This is a genomic window from Caulobacter sp. GW821-FHT12D05 (genome assembly GCF_058807295.1).
Window position 1 is genome coordinate 877,863 of record NZ_JBXAQO010000003.1, and the last position, 18,230, is coordinate 896,092.

Genomic DNA, 18,230 nt, shown 5'->3' on the forward strand with positions numbered 1-18,230 from the left:
GTCGAATCATCACTAGGCCTCTTGTAGCTGATTGGGCGAAAAGTTCGGTAGGCGACTTTGACGCACTTGGGGGGGTCAGTTTCAGCCTTGGCCAAATGAGGAGGCGCGGCCGAAGCCGCGCCTCCTGTGACCGCCTCCCACGACGGAGGGGTCAAGGTGGCGATGGACGTTAGGACACCAGCGTCACGGTGTGCGCGGCCATGTTGCCGGTCTGGTTCAGGTCGTGGACGCCCACCAGCTTGACGATGTAGTCGACCCCGTCGACGAAGCTGGCCGATGCGCTGAGGTCGACGACGACATAGGTGTCGCCGCCCGCGACGAACCATTTGAGGATGGGCGTCGTCGAGCCGTCGCCCGCGGTGGCGGCGGCCAGGTTGGCGACCGCCACGCCGGCGGTGGTCTGCCCGAAGGTCACGCTGGAGAATTCGAGGGTGTCGCCCGCCCCCATGCCGGTGATCGTGGTGTAGGCGCTGGACGTGGCCGTCGCGTTCTTGATCCCGACATAGTCGTGGCCCGAGCCGACATTGACCGTGTTGGCGCCGCCGCCGACGAAGATGTTGTCGTCGCCGGTCCCGGTGGTGATCGTCGAGGCGGTGTTGTTGAGGGCGTAGACGACGTTGCCGCCATTGCCGGCATTGATCGTGGCGCCGCCGTTGCCGACCTTGATGTAGTCGTCGCCAGACCCGGCCGTGATCGCCGAGGTCCCGCCGCCGTCGCCGTCGAAATAGTTCGTGCCGTTGCCCAGGTGGATGATGTTGCCGGAGAGGCCGTTGCCGCCGATGACGGTGTCGTCGCCGGCGCCGCCTTCATAGGTGATCACGCCGCCGGTCGCGGCGGTGAAGGTGACCTCGTTCACGCCCGTCGCCGCGCCCTTGATCGTCGCCGCGCCGGCCAGGGCGCCGGACGTCCACTTGAAGCCGCCGATCGTGACGCCGCTGGCGTCGACGCTGGTCAGGGCCGTACTCGCGGCCGTCAGCTCCAGGCCGGCGTCGCCGCTGATCGTGATAGTCTTGGCCGCGGCGTCCAGCAGGCTCAGCGTGTTGAAATCGGTCCCGGTAGGCGTCGCGCGCGTGTCGTCGGCGGTGATGACGACGGTCTCGATGCCCGACAGGTCGACGCTGCCATAGGACACGGCGCCCGTACCGTCGGTCACGAACCCGAGCTTGAAGCTGTCGCTGGCGCCGCCGAAGTTGGCTGAGCCCACGACATAGGACGTGCCTGACCGCGTCAGGACCAGGGTGTCGCCGGGGTCGAACCCGTTCAGCGTCACGCCATTGCCGTCCTCGATCTCGACATAGTGGTAGCCGCCCAGGGTGACCAGATCGATCGTGAAGTTGAAACCGTTGTCGAGGAGGAGGCGCTCGAAGTTGTGGATCTTGCTGCCGTAGAGGGCGGCGTTGTTTTGGGCGTCGATGGCGTCCATCCAGAGGCCGTCCGTGCCGTTCCCGCCGTCCACCGTCGCGGTGATCGTGCTGGTCACGCCCAGATAGAGGGTGTCGTCGCCCGCGCCCAGGTCGATGGCCTTGCTGATCGTGCTGGACGTCCAGATCGAGTCCGCGCCCGAGCCGGTCGTCACGGCCGTGACGGTGGAATCGACGCCCGCCGTGATCGCGCCCGTGGCGTTCGCGGCGTCCAGCGTGGCCAGGTTGGCGTACATCGTGAGGTCGAGGAGATCGACGGCGCCCGCGCCGGTCACGGTGATCGTCTGCAGGGCGGCGGCGCTGTCGACGATGTCCAGCGTCAGCGCGCCAGAACCGCCGATCGTCAGGGTCTTCAGGCCGTTCATGCCCAGATCGACGGCCGAGGCTTCGGGGCCCCGGGTGAGGGTCACCGTTTCGTAGACGCCGTTGTCCAGGACGTCGCCTTTGAAGCCGTTGACCGTCAGGGCCAGGGTGGTGGCCGAGGACGGACCGGCGCCGTTGTTGATGTCGACGAACACGCCGTGACTGAGCTTCAGCGTGTTCACGGCGCTGCCGCTGAAGTTGACGCCGTAGAAGCCGTCGGCCTCCAGCGTCGTGATCGCGCCGGCGTTGCTGTTGATGGTGAAATTGTCGCCGGCATGCCCGGCCGTGTCGTTGTCGGCGGTGATGGCTTGCGAGCCCTTGACCTTGATCGCGGTGGTCAGGGCGGTGCCGTCGATGGTCACCGAGCCGGGCGCCAGGGTGGAGTTGACCCCATTGGTGGCGGTCAGGGTGATGTCGGCCGAGGTCCCGACGACGATGTTGAGCACGCCCGGGCCGGCGCTGGCCCGCGTGAAGACCAGGGCGCCGGTCGGGGCGGTGTTCGTGCCGACGCGAACCGTGCCGCCGCTGTTGGCGATCGACACGGTCATGTCGTGGCCGCCGTCGGCGATGAAGGTGAAGTTGCCCTGGTCGGTGTTGGTGATCGTCACGTCCTGGTTCGCGCCGGCCGTGTTCTGCATCGACTCCTTGCCGGTGATGCTCAGCTTGGTCACGCCCGTCCAGCCGCTGGAGTCCAGATAGACGCCCGACAGGGTGTTGGTGACGTTCACCGTCTCGATGTTGCTGAACGTCGCCGCGGCGGGGGTGTAGTTGCCGTTGAAGCTGGCGCCGATGTTCAGGGTGTCGACGCCGCCGCCGCCGTTCAGCACGTCGCCGGCGTTGAAGGCCGCGGGCGTGGCGTTGAAGGTGTCGCCCTGGCTTGTGCCGATGAAGTTGTCCGCGCCGGTGGTCAGGGTGAAGGTGGCGGCCGACGGCGGCGGGGGCGGAGGCGGCGGCGGCACGTAGCCGGGCAGGGTTTCCGCCGCCGGGGCGGTGGTCACGGGCGCGCCGACGCCCTGGCCGGGCGTGGGCTTGTAGGTGGTGGTGAGGTCGACGTTGTAGGCCGCATTCCCCGTGGCCAGGGCCAGGGTGAAGTTGTTGGCGGCGGCGGCATAGACGCCGATGTCGGCCTTGATGGCTTCACCCATCAGGTAGCCGGCCGTGGCGGCCTTCAAGGCCAGGTCGATCTGGGCCTGACTCATGCCGGGGGTGATCATGCCGGCGCTCTGGGCTGTGGCCAGGATCGCGGCCTGGCGACCGACGATGTCGGCGATGGCGGCGGCCGGATCGGCGCCGGCGGCCTTGGCGTAGCTGGAGCCGACGATCGTCTCGTAGATCGAGGCGACGTACTGGGCGAAGGTCATCGCACCGTACTTGGCCGCGAAGGCGTCCTTGCCTTCGCCCGCCACACCAAGGTTGGCCGCGAAGTTGATGTAGCGGTTCTCCAACCCGAACTTGCCGTAATAGGCGTCGTTCAGGTCGTTGGGGTTGTCCGGCGAATTGGTCAGGTAGGCCAGGCCCTCCTTGGTCGGGCTCTTGCCGGTGAAGAACTGGTAGCTGAGGGCCGCCAGGGCGGTGCTGTTGTCGGCGCTGTTGATCACGAAGCCCAGCACCTGGGCGTCGCTCAGGATCCCGGCCGCGTTCTGCGCGGCGCGGTTCCCGAGATCCGCCAGGGTCGCGGCGTCGGGCGTGATCCCGCCATGCGCGGCCGTCCAGGCCATGGTCAGTTGCTTGAGCGTATAGGCCATCGTCCCCACCCGTGTCGGCTATTCGACTTTGGCGAGGGTTCTAACCCCGGCCGTGCGAGGCGCTTGTCATCACAAATGAGGAGGCGCGGTCGAAACCGCGCCTCTTTTTCGACCTGCCCAGACGGTCGGGTCGGCGTTTCGATCAGAGAAAGGTGATGACCCCGTCGTCGACGTCGACGTGGCCGGCGCGGAGGCCCGCCGCCAGGCCCGCCGAGCCGGTCAGCTTGATCACCGCGTCGCGCCCTTCGTCGAAGCCGCCGAAGTTGCTGGCGTCCGAGACGATGTAGAGGTCGCTGCCCAGCACGAACCATTCCACCCTGTTGTTCGACAGGGCGGCGCCGGTGGCGGCGATGGACAGGTAGTCGGCCAGGGTGGCCATGCCGGTCAGCTCCCCGCCCAGGGCGTGGGCGTTGTTGAAGGCGCCCAGGTCCAACTTGTCGCCCACGCCCATGCCGGTGATCGACGCGAAGTGGGTCGCGCCGTTGGCGTCGACGCCGGTGATGATCACGATGTCGTCGCCCGAGCCGACATCGACGGTGTTCGTGCCGCCGCTGATCGAGATCTCGTCGTTCCCGGTCCCGGTGGTGACGGTCATGTCGCCCGCGCCGGCGTGGACCTGGTTGGCGCCATTGCCGGCATTGACCGTGACGCCGCCGTTGTTGATCCAGAGGGTGTCGTTGCCGGCGCCCGCCGTGATGGCCGAGGTCGCGCCGCCGTAGCCCGAGAAGTAGTTGTTGCCGCCGCCCAGGTGGATGACGTTGTTGACGTCGTTCTGCGTGTACAGGGTGTCGGCGCCGGCGCCGCCTTCGAAGGTGACCACCCCGGTGATGTTCTGGGCGTCGATGTTATTGGCGCCGCTCCCGGTCTTGATCGTGATGGCGCCGGATTGCGCGACCGGCGCCCAGACCAGGTCGCCCGTGAGGGCGCTGGCGTCGACCAGGGTCAGGGCCGTGCTGGTGCTGTTGCTCAGCCTCGTGTAGCCGGTCCCGTCGATGGTCAGCGTGTCCAGCGCGGCCATCTGCAGGTCGGCGTCCACGCCATTGGACTTCACGGTCAGGTTCAGGGTCGAAAAGGCGCCGGAGTCCCGGAGATAGCCGTCGATGCCGTCGAGCGTGGCGTCCAGCGTCGCGGAGACGCCCACGGCGGCGATGTTGTTGGTGATCTCGATATTGCCGCCGTTGGACGCCTTCAGCGTCGTCAGGGCGTTGTCGCGGATGTACAGCGACCCGAAACCGTCGGCTTCGACCGAGGTGATCCGGCCCGCCTGGCTGGGGTCAGACCGGTAGAGGTCGTTGATAAAGAAGGTGTCGCCCCCATGACCGGCCGTACTGGGATCGGCGGTTCGCGCCACCGAACCCTTGACCTTGACCCACTCCGTCAGGAACGTGCCGTAGAGGGTCGCCGAGCCTGACTGGGTGGTGTTGACCGCGTTGGCGGCCGTCAGGGTGACGTCCATCGACACGCCGCCGGTGATCTCCAGCGAGCCCGGGTTCACGACGGAAGCGGTTCGCGAGAAGACCAGCGCGCCGATCGGGACCAGGTTGGCGCCGACCCGGATCGTGCCCTCGCTGTCGGCGATGGAGATGGTCACGTCGCGGCCGCCGTCGGCGATGAAGGTAAAGCCCGTCTGGCTGGTGTTGGTGATCGTGACGTCCTGGGTCCCGCTGGCGGTCACCTGCGTCGACTGGCTGTCGGTGACGTTCAGCTTGGTCACGTCCATCCAGTTGCTGGCGTCGACATAGACGCCCGAATTGGCGTTGGTGATGTTGACGGTCTCGATGCTGTCCAGGGTCGTCACGGCGGGGGTGTAGTTGCCGTTGAAGCCGGCGTTGATGGTCAGGGTGTCATTGCCGCCGCCGCCTTTCAGCACGTCGCTGGCGTTGAGCGTCGTGGCCGTGGCGTTGAAGGTGTCGTCCAGATTGGCGCCGGTGAACGTGTCCACGCCGTTGGTCAGGTTGAAGGTCATGGGCCTCGGCGCGGGCGGGGAGGGCGGCGGCGGCGGCGGTACGTAGCCGGGCAGGGCGTCCTCCGCCGGCGTGGTCGTCACGGGCGCGCCGACGCCCTGGCCGGGCGTGGGCTTGTAGGTCTGGGTGAGGTCGACATTGTAGGCCGCGTTGCCGGTGGCCAGGGCCAGGGTGAAGTTGTTGGCGGCGGCGGCATAGACGCCGATGTCGGCCTTGATCGCCTCGCCCATCAGATAGCCGGCCGTGGCGGCCTTCAGGGCCAGGTCGATCTGGGCCTGGCTCATGCCGGGGGTGATCATCCCCGAGGCTTGCGCGGTGGCCAGGATCGCGGCCTGGCGACCGACGATGTCGGCGATGGCGGCGGCCGGATCAGCGCCGGCGGCCTTGGCGTAGCTGGAGCCGATGATCGTCTCGTAGATCGAGGCCACATACTGGGCGAAGGTCATCGCGCCGTATTTGGCCGCGAAGGCGTCCTTGCCCTCGCCGGCCACACCGAGGTTGGCGGCGAAGTTGATGTAGCGGTTCTCGGTGTTGAACTTGCCGTAGTAGGCGTCGTTCAGGTCGTTGGGGTTGTCCTGGGAATTGGTCAGATAGGCCAGGCCCTCCTTGGTCGGGCTCTTGCCGGTGAAGAACTGGTAGCTGAGGGCGGCGAGCGCGGTGCTGTTGTCGGCGCTGTTGATCACGAAGCCCAGCACCTGCGCGTCGGTCATGGACCCGGCCGCGTTCTGCGCGGCGCGGTTCCCGAGATCCGCCAGGGTCGCGGCGTCGGGCGCGACGCCGCCATGCGCGGCCGTCCAGGCCATGGTCAGTTGCTTGAGCGTATAGGCCATACTCGTACGTCCCCAACTGTCGGCTATGCGACTTTGGGGTGAGTTCTAGCCTTGGCCTTGCGAGGGCGTTGTCATCACAAATAGTGAGGCGGGGCGCCTCGCAAGATTGGCCCCTAAGCCAGGGTCAGCACGCCGGCGGCGGCCGACGAGGTCGACAGGTCGATCAGGCCCGTCAGCCTGACCAGGATGTCGGTCCCCGCGTGGAACGTGGCGTCCGCGTGGCTGTCGAGCACGACATAGGTGTCGGTCCCGAACTGGAACCATCTCAGGACCGAGGTCGTGTGGCCATCGCCCGCGGCGGCGGCGTCCAGATAGTCCTGCAGTGTCGCCGGACCCGTGATCATCGCGCCCATGCCGCCGCTGGCCGCCGCTGCGCCGCCTTGCGCGGTGATCGCCAGCTTGTCGCCCGAGGCGAGGTCGGTGATCGTCGTGAAGACGCTGTTGCTGTTGGCGTTGGCGGCCGTGACATTGATCCGGTCGGCGCCCGTCCCGGTGGTGATGGTGTTGGCGCCATTGCCCACGGTGATGGTCTCGTCGCCCGAGCCGCCGGTGTAGCTGTTGCTCCCCGCGCCCAGGCTGACGATGTTGTTCTGGCCATTGGCGCCGGAGATGACGTCGTCGCCCGTTCCGCCGGTGTAGGTGATCACCCCGCCGTTCGCCGCGTTGAAGTTGACGGTGTTGGTCCCCGTCGCCGAGCCCTTGATCGTCGCCGCGTTGAGCAGCGTGTTGGCCGTCCAGGTGAAGCCGCCAGCGGTGATTCCGCTGGCGTCGACCGTGGTCAGGCTGGTGGCGAAGGTGGTCAGCGCCAGGCCGGCGTTGCCGGAGACGTTGACCGTCTGAGCCGCGGCCGACAGGTTCAGGCGCAGGGTGTGCAGCGGGTTGGTTGGGGTCGCCTGGGTGTCGACCGTCGTGACGTTGATGATCTCGACGTCGTTTAGCGCCACTGTGCCCGCCGTCAGCAGCCCGGCCTTCGACAGGACCAGATTCATCACGTCGTTGGTTCCGGCAATGAAGGCCGGGCCGCCGGTGAGGACGTAGGTGGAGCCGTTGGTGGTGTCGTCCAGGATGGCCAGCGTGCCGCCTGTGGTGAAGCCGTTGAGCGACAGGTCCTGAGCGTTGAACTGGAGGCCGTTGCTGCTGACCCAGTTGTAGCCGCCCAGGTCCATCAAGTTGAATTGTTGGCTGGTGAAGCCCGTCAGGTTCGTCAGCGTCAGCCGTTCGAACCCGGTGACGTTGTTGGCGAAGGTCGTCGAGCTCATGGCGAGCAACATCGTCATCTTGACCGTCAGCTGATCGGTCGTCCCGGCGCCGCCGTTGATGGCCTTGCTGAGCGCGGTCGTGTTGGTGAGCGTGACGTTGTCGACGCCCGAGCCGCCGGTATAGGTCGTCCGGGTCCCGTCCAGCGTGATGCTGTTGAGGCCGGTGCTGGTCGAGGCGTCCACCGAGGTCAGGGTCGTGATCCCCGAGACGTTCGCGCTCAGGTCGCCCGCGCCGGTGACGGTCATGGTCGTCAGGGCGGCCATGCCGACCGAGCCCAGGCTGGAGGCCTCGGCGCCGGTGGTGATGTCCAGCTGGGTGTAGACCCCGGTGTCGGAGATCGAGGGCGCGCTGACGCCGTTGACCGTCAGGGCCAGGGTGGTGGTCTTGTCGGGGGCGGCCAGGGCGCTGGTGTTGTCCAGCGTGATGGCGCCGGTGGTGTGGGCCAGCGTCAGGTTGGACAGGGCGTTGTCGGTGATGCTGACCGTGGTGGCGCCGTCGATGCTGACCTTGGTGATCGAGCCCTTCACGGCCGAGGTTCCGTCCTGGAAGTCGAAGATCTGGACGGTGTTGGCGGCGTTGCCCGCGACGCCCGGGGCGGCGGCGACCGTCTTGGGCGCGACGAGGGTGACCTCGGTGGTTCCCAGCCGGCCGTTGACCCGCACGGCGCCGTTGCCGTGGGTGGTGTTGGCGGTGTTGCTGGCGGTCTGGGTGACCTCGACCGTCGTGCCGCCCGAGATGTTGATCTGGCCCTGGTTGGCGGCCTGGCTGGTCGAGGTGCTGACCTTGACCGCGCCGGTCGGATCGACCGTGCCGCCGACGGTGATGGCGCCGGTTGTCGTGCCCGTGGCGTTGACGGTGACGTCGTTGCCGCCCTGCACATTCAGCATCGCCGCCGCGTGCTGGCTGGCGGTCAGGGTGACGTCGACCGTGGTGGCCGCCGTGAGCGTGGCGGCGCCGACCGAGGTGACGTTCAGCGTCTCGACGCCGGTCCAGGTCGAGATGTTGGCGGTGACGGTGTTGTTACCGTTGATGTTGACGGTCTCGATGGCGGTGACGGTCGCGGCGGGCGCGGTGTAGCCGCCGGTGGCGGTGATCGTCAGGGTGTCGCGCCCGCCACGACCGTTCAGCACGTCGCCGGCGTCGAACGTCGCGCTGGTGGCCGAGAAGGTGTCGTTCTCGCTGTCGCCCGTCAGGGTCTGTGGGCCGGCGACGAGCGAGAAGCTGAGCGACACCGGATCCGGCGCTGGCGGCGGGGGCGGCGGCGGTCCGCCGGGCAGGCCGTACTGGTCGGGCGCGGTGTCGATCGTGTGGCCCGTGCCCTGCGAGCCCGAGCCGGGGACGGGCTTGTAGGTCGTGGTGAGGTCGGTGTTGTAGACCGCCTCGCCCTTGGCCAGGGCCAGCATGAAGTTGTTGGCGGCGGCGGCGTAGAGGCCGATGTCGGCCTTGATCGCCTCGCCCAGCAGGTAACCGGCGGCGGCGGCCTTCACGGCCAGGTCGATCTGGGCCTGGCTCATGCCGGGGGTGATCATGCCCGAGGCCTGGGCGGTGGCCAGGATGGCGGCCTGGCGACTGACGATGTCGGCGATGGCTTTCGCGGGATCGCCGCCGGCGGCCTTGGCGTAGGTCGAGCCGACGATGGTCTCGTAGATCGAGGCGACATAGTCGGCGAAGCTCAGCGCGCCGTACTTTGCCGCGAACCTGTCCTTGCCTTCGCCGGCCACGCCCAGATTGGCGGCGAAGTTGATGTAGCGGTTCTCGAGATTGAACTTGCCGTAATAGGCGTCGCTCAGGTCGTTGGGGTTGTCCGGCGAATTGGTGAGGTAGGCCAGGCCCTCCTTGGTCGGGCTCTTGCCGGTGAAGAACTGGTAGCTGAGCGCGGCCAGGGCGGTGCTGTTGTCGGCGCTGTTGAGCACGAAGCCCAGCACCTGCGCGTCGGTCATGGACCCGGCCGCGTTCTGGGCGGCGCGGTTCTCCAGGTCGGCCAGGAGCGCGCTGTTCGGCGCGACTCCACCGTGGACAGCCGTCCAGGCCATGGTCAGCTGCTTGGATGTATAGGCCACGCGTGTTCCCCCACCGTGCATCATAGTTTTGACGTCGGTGGGGGTCTTACAACTCAAGAGCGGCGGTTGTCACCTGACGTAGCGCCGTCGGCGGTCCGCACGCTGACATTGATTTGTCGTCAGAACGCCGTCCCCAGGATCATGCCGGACGTTATGGCGGACGTGGAGACATAGCCGATCAGGGCCACGCCGGTGTCGGTGAAGTCGGCGGCGCTGAGCGTCGTGTCGCCCGCGCCGCTGGCGCCGGTGTTGACCACGAACAAGAGCGTCTTGTTGCTGCTTCCGCCGTCGAAGACCGTGACCAGATAGTTGCCGTCGGCCGCCAGGCCGGTGATCGAGGTGTTGCCGATGGCGTCGCTGAGCAGCTGCTTCAAGTCGCCGCTGTTGTTCAGGGAGGCCGTGCCCGTCAGCCCGATGAACGCGAGATTGGCAATCGCCGCGACGGGCCCGTCGTTGTTCCCGTAGGTAGAGAGGGCCAGGGTGTCGCCCGCCGTCAGGCCCTGGGCGACCGCGCCCTTGGCCAGGCCGGTGAAGGTGGTTCCGGCGAAGTTCTTCAGGCTGAAGTCGTGGTCGTCGGCGCTGAACCGCGTGGTGAGGCTCGAGACGTTGGGGGTCCCGCTGGTCCCCCGGATCCACGGGGCCGCGCCGAGAAGGCTGGTGGCGGCGCCCGTGCCGTTCGGGGCGTTGCCGACGAAGATGACGGTGTCGCTGCCGCCGTTGGTGAAGATGGTGTCGGCGCCCGACTGGGCGTTGGCCCCTTGGGCGCCCAGCTGGAACGTGTCGTTGCCCGCGCCGCCGTTCAGGGTGTCGGCGCCGGTCCCGCCGATGAAGGCGGTGCCGCTGGCCTTGGCCGTGGCCGTCAGTTTCCCGGTGAAGGCCGAGGCGTCGAGGCTGGCGGTCGCCAGGGCGTTGGTGATGGTCAGGTCGGCGCTGCCCGTCAGCACGTGAGCGGCGGTGGCGCTGTCGGTCTCGATCTGGTTGGCGGCGGTCTGGCCTGCCGCGCCGTTGGACATCAGGTTCAGGGTCTCCAGACCGGTCACGCTGGTGATGGTCTTGAGAAACGCGCCCGCCGTGCTCGCCGGCGTGATGTTCACCGTCAGGGCGTCGGAGCCGGTGTTGGCGGCCAGCGCCATCCCCAGGCTGAAGGCGTTCAGGGCGTTGACCGTCGCGTTGTTGGCCAGGTTGTTGAACAGGATGGCGCTGGTGGAGCCGTCGATCTCCAGGGTCACGCCGCCGGGCAGCTGCGTGACGTCCTGGGTCAGCAGGCCGGAGGTGTTCATGAAGCGGAACGTCTCGATGCCGGTGACGTGGGTCAGGTCGCCGGAGGTGACCGCCGAACCGGTGATCACCAGCGTGTCGTTCGTGCCCGCCGTGGCGGTCACGGTGTCGTTGGTGTTCAGCACGCCGTTGCCGAAGAACACGACGTTGCGGCCGGTCCCCAGCGTGATCGTGTGATTGGCCGCGCCCAGGGCCGTGGTGGCATCACCGATCGTCACGCCGCCGGTGGCGGTGTGGGAGTCGATGGTCCGGGCGCTGGTGACGATGTGATCGCCGCCGGCGGCGAAGGTCAGCGTCAGGGGCGCGGCGCCGCTGATGTTGATCGTCGCCAGGCTGGTCTGGTGGGTGTCGGTGGCCAGCTTGATGGCGTTGGCCGTCCCGTTCGAGACGATGTTCAGCGTCTCGTACTGGTTGGGGGCGCCATTCCCATCGTTGATCGTGACCCCGGCCGCGCCGGTCACGTCGCTCAGCGTCAGGGTCATGGCGTCGGTGGAGCCGCTCAGGCCGGTGTTGGGCGTCTCGAAGGTGGTGGCCGAGCTGGTGTTGCTGATGTTCAGCTTGGTCGTGGCGGCGGCGTTGTGGAAGTACACGTCCTGGGTCGAGCCGGTGTTCGTCAGGTCGGTGAAGGCGATGCCGCCCAGGTACAGGTGCGGGACGCCGCCGGTCGCGGTCAGGCGCACATGCTCGATATTGCTGATCTTGTTCGAGACGAAGCTGAAGCTGCCGGGGTTGTCGCTGGTGATCGTCAGGGTGTCGTCCCCGCCGGCGCCGTTCAGGACGTCGTTCGCGTTCAGCGTCGTGACGGTCCCCAGCGTGGCGGTGAAGGTGTCGGCCAGGCTTTCGCCCGTGAAGGTGTCGGCGCCGGTGGTCAGGGTGAAGCTGTGCGCGACCGGATCCGGCTCGGGCGGCGGCGGCGGCGGCGGGGCCGGCGGGCCGCCGGGCAGGCCGTAGTCAGGGGGGGCGGTGTCGACCACGTGGCCCGTGCCTTGCGAGCCCGAACCCGGCGTCGGCTTGTAGGTGCTGGTGAGGTCGGTGTTGTAGACGGCCTCACCCTTGACCAGGGCCAGCGTGAAGTTATTGGCGGCGGCGGCGTAAATGCCGACATCGGCCTTGATCGCTTCGGCCAGCACGTAGCCGGCGGTGGCGGCCTTCACGTACAAGACGACCTGGGGCCCGCTCATGGTGGCCAGATTGACCGCGCCGGAAAATATGGCTTGGGACAAGATGAGGGAGCTGCGTTCGATGATGTCGGCGATGGCCTTGGCCGGGTCGATCCCGGCGGCCTTGGCATAGGTCGAGCCGACGATGGTCTCGTAGATCGAGGCGACAAACTCGGCGATGTCCATCGCGCCATACTTGGCCGCGAAGGCGTCCTTGCCCTCGCCGGCGATGCCCAGGTTGCCGGCGAAGTTGATGTAGCGGTTCTCGAGCCCGAACTTGGCGTAGTAGGCGTCGTTCAGGTCTTTGTCGTTGTCCGGCGAGTTCGTCAGATAGGCCAGGCCGTCCTTGGTCGGGCTCTTGCCCGTGAAGAACTGGTAGCTGAGCGCGGCGAGCGCGGTGCTGTTGTCGGCGCTGTTGAGCACGAAGCCCAGCACCTGGGCGTCGGTCAGGGCGCCCGCCGCGTTCTGAGCGACTCTATTCTCCAGGTCCGCCAGGGTCGTCGCGTTCGGCGCGATCCCGCCATTCGCGGCCGTCCAGGCCATGGTCAGCTGCTTCAGCGTGTAGGCCATATTGACACCCCTAGTGTCGAGAATCAGACATTGGGCCGTTCATATCGCGCCATAGGGGAAACTCAATCGCGGGTTTATGACGGTGCGACGTCCTGTCGCTCCCGATCGTCTCGCGAAGTGGGGCGGTGAGAGCGCGCCAAGACGGAGCCTCGACCGCGAACGCCGCTCGCCGAAAGTCGCCGTTAACCCCTTCATAAGATGCGGGGTTGCGCCAGACCGACTCCGTCTCTAAACGGGCGGCTTAACCTGCAAGATGGTCGGCAGCGGGCGCGCGGATGTGCGCGACCGTGTCTCTGCGCGCGAGTTTACGATGCCCAAAAGAACAGACATCTCCTCGATCCTGATCATCGGCGCCGGCCCGATCGTCATCGGTCAGGCCTGTGAGTTCGACTATTCGGGTGTTCAGGCCTGTAAGGCCCTGCGCGCCGAGGGCTACCGGATCATCCTGGTCAACTCGAACCCCGCGACGATCATGACCGATCCGGACGTGGCCGACGCGACCTATATCGAGCCGATCACCCCCGAGATGGTCGCCAAGATCATCGAGAAGGAGCGCCCCGACGCGCTGCTCCCGACCATGGGCGGCCAGACCGCGCTGAACACCGCGCTGGCGCTGGAAGCCGACGGCACGCTGAAGAAGTTCAATGTCGAGATGATCGGCGCCAAGGCCGAGGTCATCGACAAGGCCGAGGACCGCCAGAAGTTCCGCGACGCCATGGACAAGCTGGGTCTGGAAAGCCCCAAGTCCAAGGCCGCCCACACGATGGAAGAGGCCCGCGAAGGCCTGGCCTTCGTCGGCCTGCCGGCGATCATCCGTCCGTCCTTCACCCTGGCCGGCACCGGCGGCGGCATCGCCTACAACGTCGAAGAGTTCGAAGAGATCGTCGAGCGCGGCCTGGACCTGTCGCCGACCACCGAGGTGCTCATCGAAGAGAGCGTCCTGGGCTGGAAGGAATACGAGATGGAAGTGGTCCGCGACACGGCGGACAACTGCATCATCATCTGCTCGATCGAGAACATCGACCCGATGGGCGTCCACACCGGCGACTCGATCACCGTCGCCCCGGCCCTGACCCTGACGGACAAGGAATATCAGTGGATGCGCGCGGCTTCGATCGCCGTGCTGCGTGAGATCGGCGTCGAGACCGGCGGCTCGAACGTTCAGTTCGCGGTGAACCCGGCCGACGGCCGCATGGTCGTCATCGAGATGAACCCGCGCGTGTCGCGCTCGTCAGCCCTGGCCTCGAAGGCCACCGGCTTCCCGATCGCCAAGGTCGCCGCGCGCCTCGCCGTCGGCTACACCCTGGACGAGCTGAAGAACGACATCACCGGCGGCGCGACCCCGGCCTCGTTCGAGCCCTCGATCGACTACGTCGTCACCAAGATCCCGCGCTTCGCCTTCGAGAAGTATCCGGGTTCGGAGCCGCTGCTGACCACGGCCATGAAGTCGGTCGGTGAAGTGATGGCCATCGGCCGCACCTTCAAGGAAAGCGTCCAGAAGGCCCTGCGCGGTCTGGAGACCGGCCTGGCTGGTTTCGATGAAGTCGAAATCCACGGCGCCGACGACCTGGACGCCGGCAAGGCCGCGGTGATCCGCGCCCTGGGCACGCCGACCCCCGACCGCCTGCGCGTCATTGCCCAGGCCTTCCGCCACGGCCTGACCGTGGAAGAGGTCAACGCCGCTTGTTCCTATGAGCCCTGGTTCCTGCGCCAGATCGCCGAGATCGTCCGCCAGGAAGGCTGGGTGAAGGCCGGCGGCCTGCCGACGGATGCTCAAGGCTTCCGCGCCCTGAAGGCCCAAGGCTTCTCGGACGCCCGCCTGGCCAAGCTGACCGGCTCGACCGAGGCCGCTGTGCGCAGCCTGCGCCAGGAGCTGTCGGTCCGTCCGGTCTTCAAGCGCATCGACAGCTGCGCCGGCGAGTTCCTGGCCTCGACGCCCTACATGTACTCGACCTACGAAACGGGCGCGCTGGGTCAGATCCCCGAGTGCGAGAGCGAGCCTTCGAACCGCAAGAAGGCCGTCATCCTGGGCGGTGGCCCGAACCGGATCGGCCAGGGCATCGAGTTCGACTACTGCTGCTGCCATGCGGCCTTCGCGCTGGACCAGATCGGCATCGAGTCGATCATGGTCAACTGCAACCCCGAGACCGTCTCGACCGACTATGACACCTCCGACCGCCTGTACTTCGAGCCGCTGACGGCCGAGGACGTGCTGGAGCTGCTGCACGTCGAGATGAGCAAGGGCGAGCTGGCCGGCGTCATCGTCCAGTTCGGCGGCCAGACCCCGCTGAAGCTGGCCCACGCCCTGGAAGAGGCCGGCGTGCCGATCCTGGGCACCAGCCCGGACGCCATCGACCTGGCCGAGGACCGCGAGCGCTTCCAGCAGCTGCTGAACGGCCTCGACATCGCCCAGCCGGAAAACGCCATCGCCCGCACCTGGGACGAGGCCCGCGCCGAAGGCGACAAGATCGGCTTCCCGTTCGTGATGCGTCCGTCCTACGTGCTGGGCGGCCGCGGCATGGAGATCATCCGTGATCACGAGCACCTGGAACGCTACATCGCCAATGCCGGCGAGATCTCGTTCGAGCACCCGATCCTGCTGGACCACTATCTGAGCCGCGCTACCGAAGTGGACGTCGACGCCCTGTGCGACGGCAAGGACGTGTTCGTGGCCGGCGTGCTGGAGCACATCGAGGAAGCCGGCGTCCACTCGGGTGACTCGGCGTGTTCGATGCCGCCCTTCTCGCTGAAGGCCGAGACGGTCGAGGAGCTGAAGCGCCAGACGGTGCAGATGGCCCTGGCCCTGAACGTGCGCGGCCTGATGAACGTGCAGTTCGCCATCGAGGAGCCGCACGGCGAGAACCCGCGCATCTACGTGCTGGAAGTCAATCCGCGCGCCTCGCGCACCGTGCCGTTCGTGGCCAAGACCATCGGCCAGCCGGTCGCCGCCATCGCCGCCAAGGTCATGGCCGGCGAGCCCCTGGCGGGCTTTGGCCTGAAGGACGTTCCCTACGACCACATCGCGGTCAAGGAAGCGGTCTTCCCGTTCGCCCGCTTCGCCGGCGTCGACACGGTGCTGGGCCCGGAAATGCGCTCGACCGGCGAGGTCATGGGCCTGGACTGGAAGCGCGACGGCGAGGCCGACATGGCCCCCGCCTTCGCCCGCGCCTTCGCCAAGAGCCAGCTGGGCGGCGGCGTGAAGCTGCCGCGCAAGGGCACGGCCTTCGTCTCGGTCAAGGAAAGCGACAAGCCCTGGATCGTCGAGCCGGTGAAGCTGCTGCAAGCGGCCGGCTTCACGGTGCTGTCGACCGAAGGCACCCGCGCCTATCTGGCCGAACAGGGCGTCCAGGTCGACTACGTCAAGAAGGTCCTGGAAGGCCGCCCGCACATCGTCGACGTGATGAAGAACGGCGGCGTCCAGCTGGTGTTCAACACCACCGAAGGCAAGCAGGCGCTGGAGGACTCGTTCGAGATCCGCCGGACCGCGCTGATGATGAAGGTGCCGTATTACACGACCAGCGCCGGCGCCCTGGCCGCTGCCCAGGCGATCGCCGTGGCGCCGGAAGAAGTCTTGGACGTCCGCCCGCTGCAGAGCTACGCGGCGGAGTAGGGCTTCTTCCCCTCTCCCCTTGCGGGAGAGGGTGGCCGCCGTAGGCGGTCGGGTGAGGGGTTGCAGAACAGAACCGCCGCGACAGCGTCACAGCTGCCGCGGCGGTTTTCGTTTGTACGACCCCTCATCCTTCGGCTTCGCCGACACCTTCTCCCGCAAGGGGAGAAGGAGATTACTTCCCGTCCTTCTTCCAGCCCCAGGCGTCCATCGCCACGTCGAACAGGTGCGTGTTCGGGAAGTAGCCGCGCACCCGCTCGGACCCGGCGCCCGTCGCCAGGGCGACGACCTCTTCACCGGTGTGCGTCCGGTTGACCATCACGTTCTTCAGCCGGATGAGATCCTCGTCCTTGCCGGCGGCTTTCCAGGCGTCATAGCCATCCAGCAGCGGCTCGCCGCGCTTGCCGCCGTCGACCTGCAGGCCGAACGAGTGGTCGGCGGTGAACAGCAGCAGGGTGTCCTTCAGGTCGACGCGCTGCTCGATCTCGGCGATCAGCTTGTCGAAGTCGACGATGTGCTGCAGGCCTTCGCGCGGGTCGTCGGTGTGGGCGTCCCACTCGACCACCAGCAGGTAGCCCTTGGGCGAACCCTTCAGCAGGTCCAGCGCCCGCAGGGTCGCGGCGCGGGTGTCGATCTGGTCGTTCTCGGTCACCACGATGGGGCGGGCGTTGGCCGCCGGGGCGTCTTCGAGCTTGGCGTAGATCGGGCGGTTGTTGGCCTTGGCCAGCTGGTCGAAGCCCGTGCCCGCCGCCGTCAGCTGCTGGCCGATCTTGGCGCGGCCGGTGCCGAACAGCACGTCGACGCCGTCGCCGAAGCGGGGCTTGAAGGCCTGCTGGAAGATCTCGCCCCACTTGTTGCGATCGTTCGAGTGGGCATAGGTCGCCGCCGGCGTGGCGTCGGTGATCGGCTGGGAGGTGACGACGCCCGTGCGAAGCCCGCGCTCCTCGGCGTATTCCAGCAGGGTCTTGGTCGGCGCGCCGTCGGCCTTGCCGCGCACGCCTTCGGGGCCCTGGCTGATCACGCCGTTGTGGGTCTTCACGCCGGTCATGATCGCCGACATGCCGTTGGCCGAGTCCGAGACGAACTGGTCGACCGGCGTGGTGTCGCTGAGGCCCAGGTTCGGCCACTGCTGGACGTGCAGCTTCAGCGGCTGGCCATAACCCAGCAGGCTGGCGGCGTTGACCGACGGCACCCCACCGGCGTCGGCCAGGAAGACGATGACGTTCTTGGCTTTGGGAGCCTCAGCCAGCGCCGGGGAGGCGAGCGCCAGCGACAGCAGCGAGGCGGCGGCGAAAAGACCTCTGAACATAGGCGTCTCCCAAGCGAACATGTATCGATGGGAAGGCCTTCTAACCGCTGCCGGGCGCGGTTGGTGTGAAAGAAGTGCGACAGCGAGGCCGGCTATTGCCGGACCCCGCCCTTGGTGTTGAAGCACCGCCGCCGGCCCAGCTCGCTGCCGCAGAACCCCGGCTCCTCCGTGCCCGCGTGCAGCATCACATACTGGTCGCGCCGGCACTGGAACCAGGCGTGCTGGAAGGGGATGTGGTCGACGTCCTGGTGGAACACCGGGCGCTGGTCGACGGTGTAGAACCGCACCATGCTGGACAGGCCGCCGAAGCTGCCGCGCCCGTTGACGATGCCGCAGATCTGGCCCCTTCGCGTGGCCCACACCGCGCCCAGCTCCAGCGGGCTGCGCTGGTCCAGCCGGGTCTCCAGATTGGCGTGGACGATGCGCCACTCGGCCTGGGCCCGGGGACGGTAGCGGGCCGCCTGCTCGGCCGAGGGCGGGGGCAGCAGGGCGTTCTCGCGCTCGAACTGCAGGAAGTCGACGCCGGTGAAGGCCATCGCCCACAGCGTCCCGGCCACCGCCACCGTCGAGATGGCCAGCGCCACCCACGAGCGCCGCACCTTGCGTGTCCCGAAGTCCTTGATCGCCACGACGTCGTCTCCCCTGATCAGCGTCGTGCTTATG

Annotated in this window: 7 protein-coding genes; 1 reads left to right on the forward strand and 6 read right to left on the reverse strand. The window is 67.5% G+C overall.

Annotation, left to right across the window (positions count from 1 at the left end; all coding sequences use genetic code 11):
* Positions 1 to 169: 169 nt before the first annotated feature.
* The 4 genes from AC1RRR_RS17040 to AC1RRR_RS17055 form a co-directional block, all read right to left on the reverse strand.
* A complete protein-coding gene (locus tag AC1RRR_RS17040; protein WP_492814923.1) occupies positions 170 to 3,529 on the reverse strand; it encodes a hypothetical protein in 3,360 nt (1,119 codons plus the stop codon).
* Positions 3,530 to 3,671: 142 nt separating this feature from the next.
* Complete coding sequence (locus AC1RRR_RS17045; RefSeq protein WP_492814925.1) at positions 3,672 to 6,323, reverse strand: hypothetical protein; 2,652 nt, start codon at positions 6,321 to 6,323, stop codon at positions 3,672 to 3,674.
* A 113-nt stretch (positions 6,324 to 6,436) separates the two neighbouring features.
* On the reverse strand, positions 6,437 to 9,643 hold the full coding sequence (locus tag AC1RRR_RS17050) for a hypothetical protein (protein WP_492814926.1): 3,207 nt from the start codon (positions 9,641 to 9,643) through the stop codon (positions 6,437 to 6,439).
* A 119-nt stretch (positions 9,644 to 9,762) separates the two neighbouring features.
* Positions 9,763 to 12,651, reverse strand: coding sequence for a hypothetical protein (locus AC1RRR_RS17055; RefSeq protein ID WP_492814928.1), 2,889 nt, complete (start codon positions 12,649 to 12,651; stop codon positions 9,763 to 9,765).
* A 310-nt stretch (positions 12,652 to 12,961) separates the two neighbouring features.
* Between AC1RRR_RS17055 and carB the strand changes: the two genes are divergently transcribed.
* Positions 12,962 to 16,261 (forward strand): carbamoyl-phosphate synthase large subunit, encoded by a 3,300-nt coding sequence (gene carB / locus AC1RRR_RS17060; protein ID WP_492814930.1) that lies wholly within the window; start codon positions 12,962 to 12,964, stop codon positions 16,259 to 16,261.
* Between the two features lie 172 nt (positions 16,262 to 16,433).
* Here carB and AC1RRR_RS17065 read toward each other — a convergent pair whose 3' ends face one another.
* Positions 16,434 to 17,567, reverse strand: coding sequence for an alkaline phosphatase (locus tag AC1RRR_RS17065; RefSeq protein WP_492814932.1), 1,134 nt, complete (start codon positions 17,565 to 17,567; stop codon positions 16,434 to 16,436).
* A 92-nt stretch (positions 17,568 to 17,659) separates the two neighbouring features.
* On the reverse strand, positions 17,660 to 18,196 hold the full coding sequence (locus tag AC1RRR_RS17070) for a hypothetical protein (RefSeq protein ID WP_492814934.1): 537 nt from the start codon (positions 18,194 to 18,196) through the stop codon (positions 17,660 to 17,662).
* Between the last annotated feature and the right edge of the window lie 34 nt (positions 18,197 to 18,230).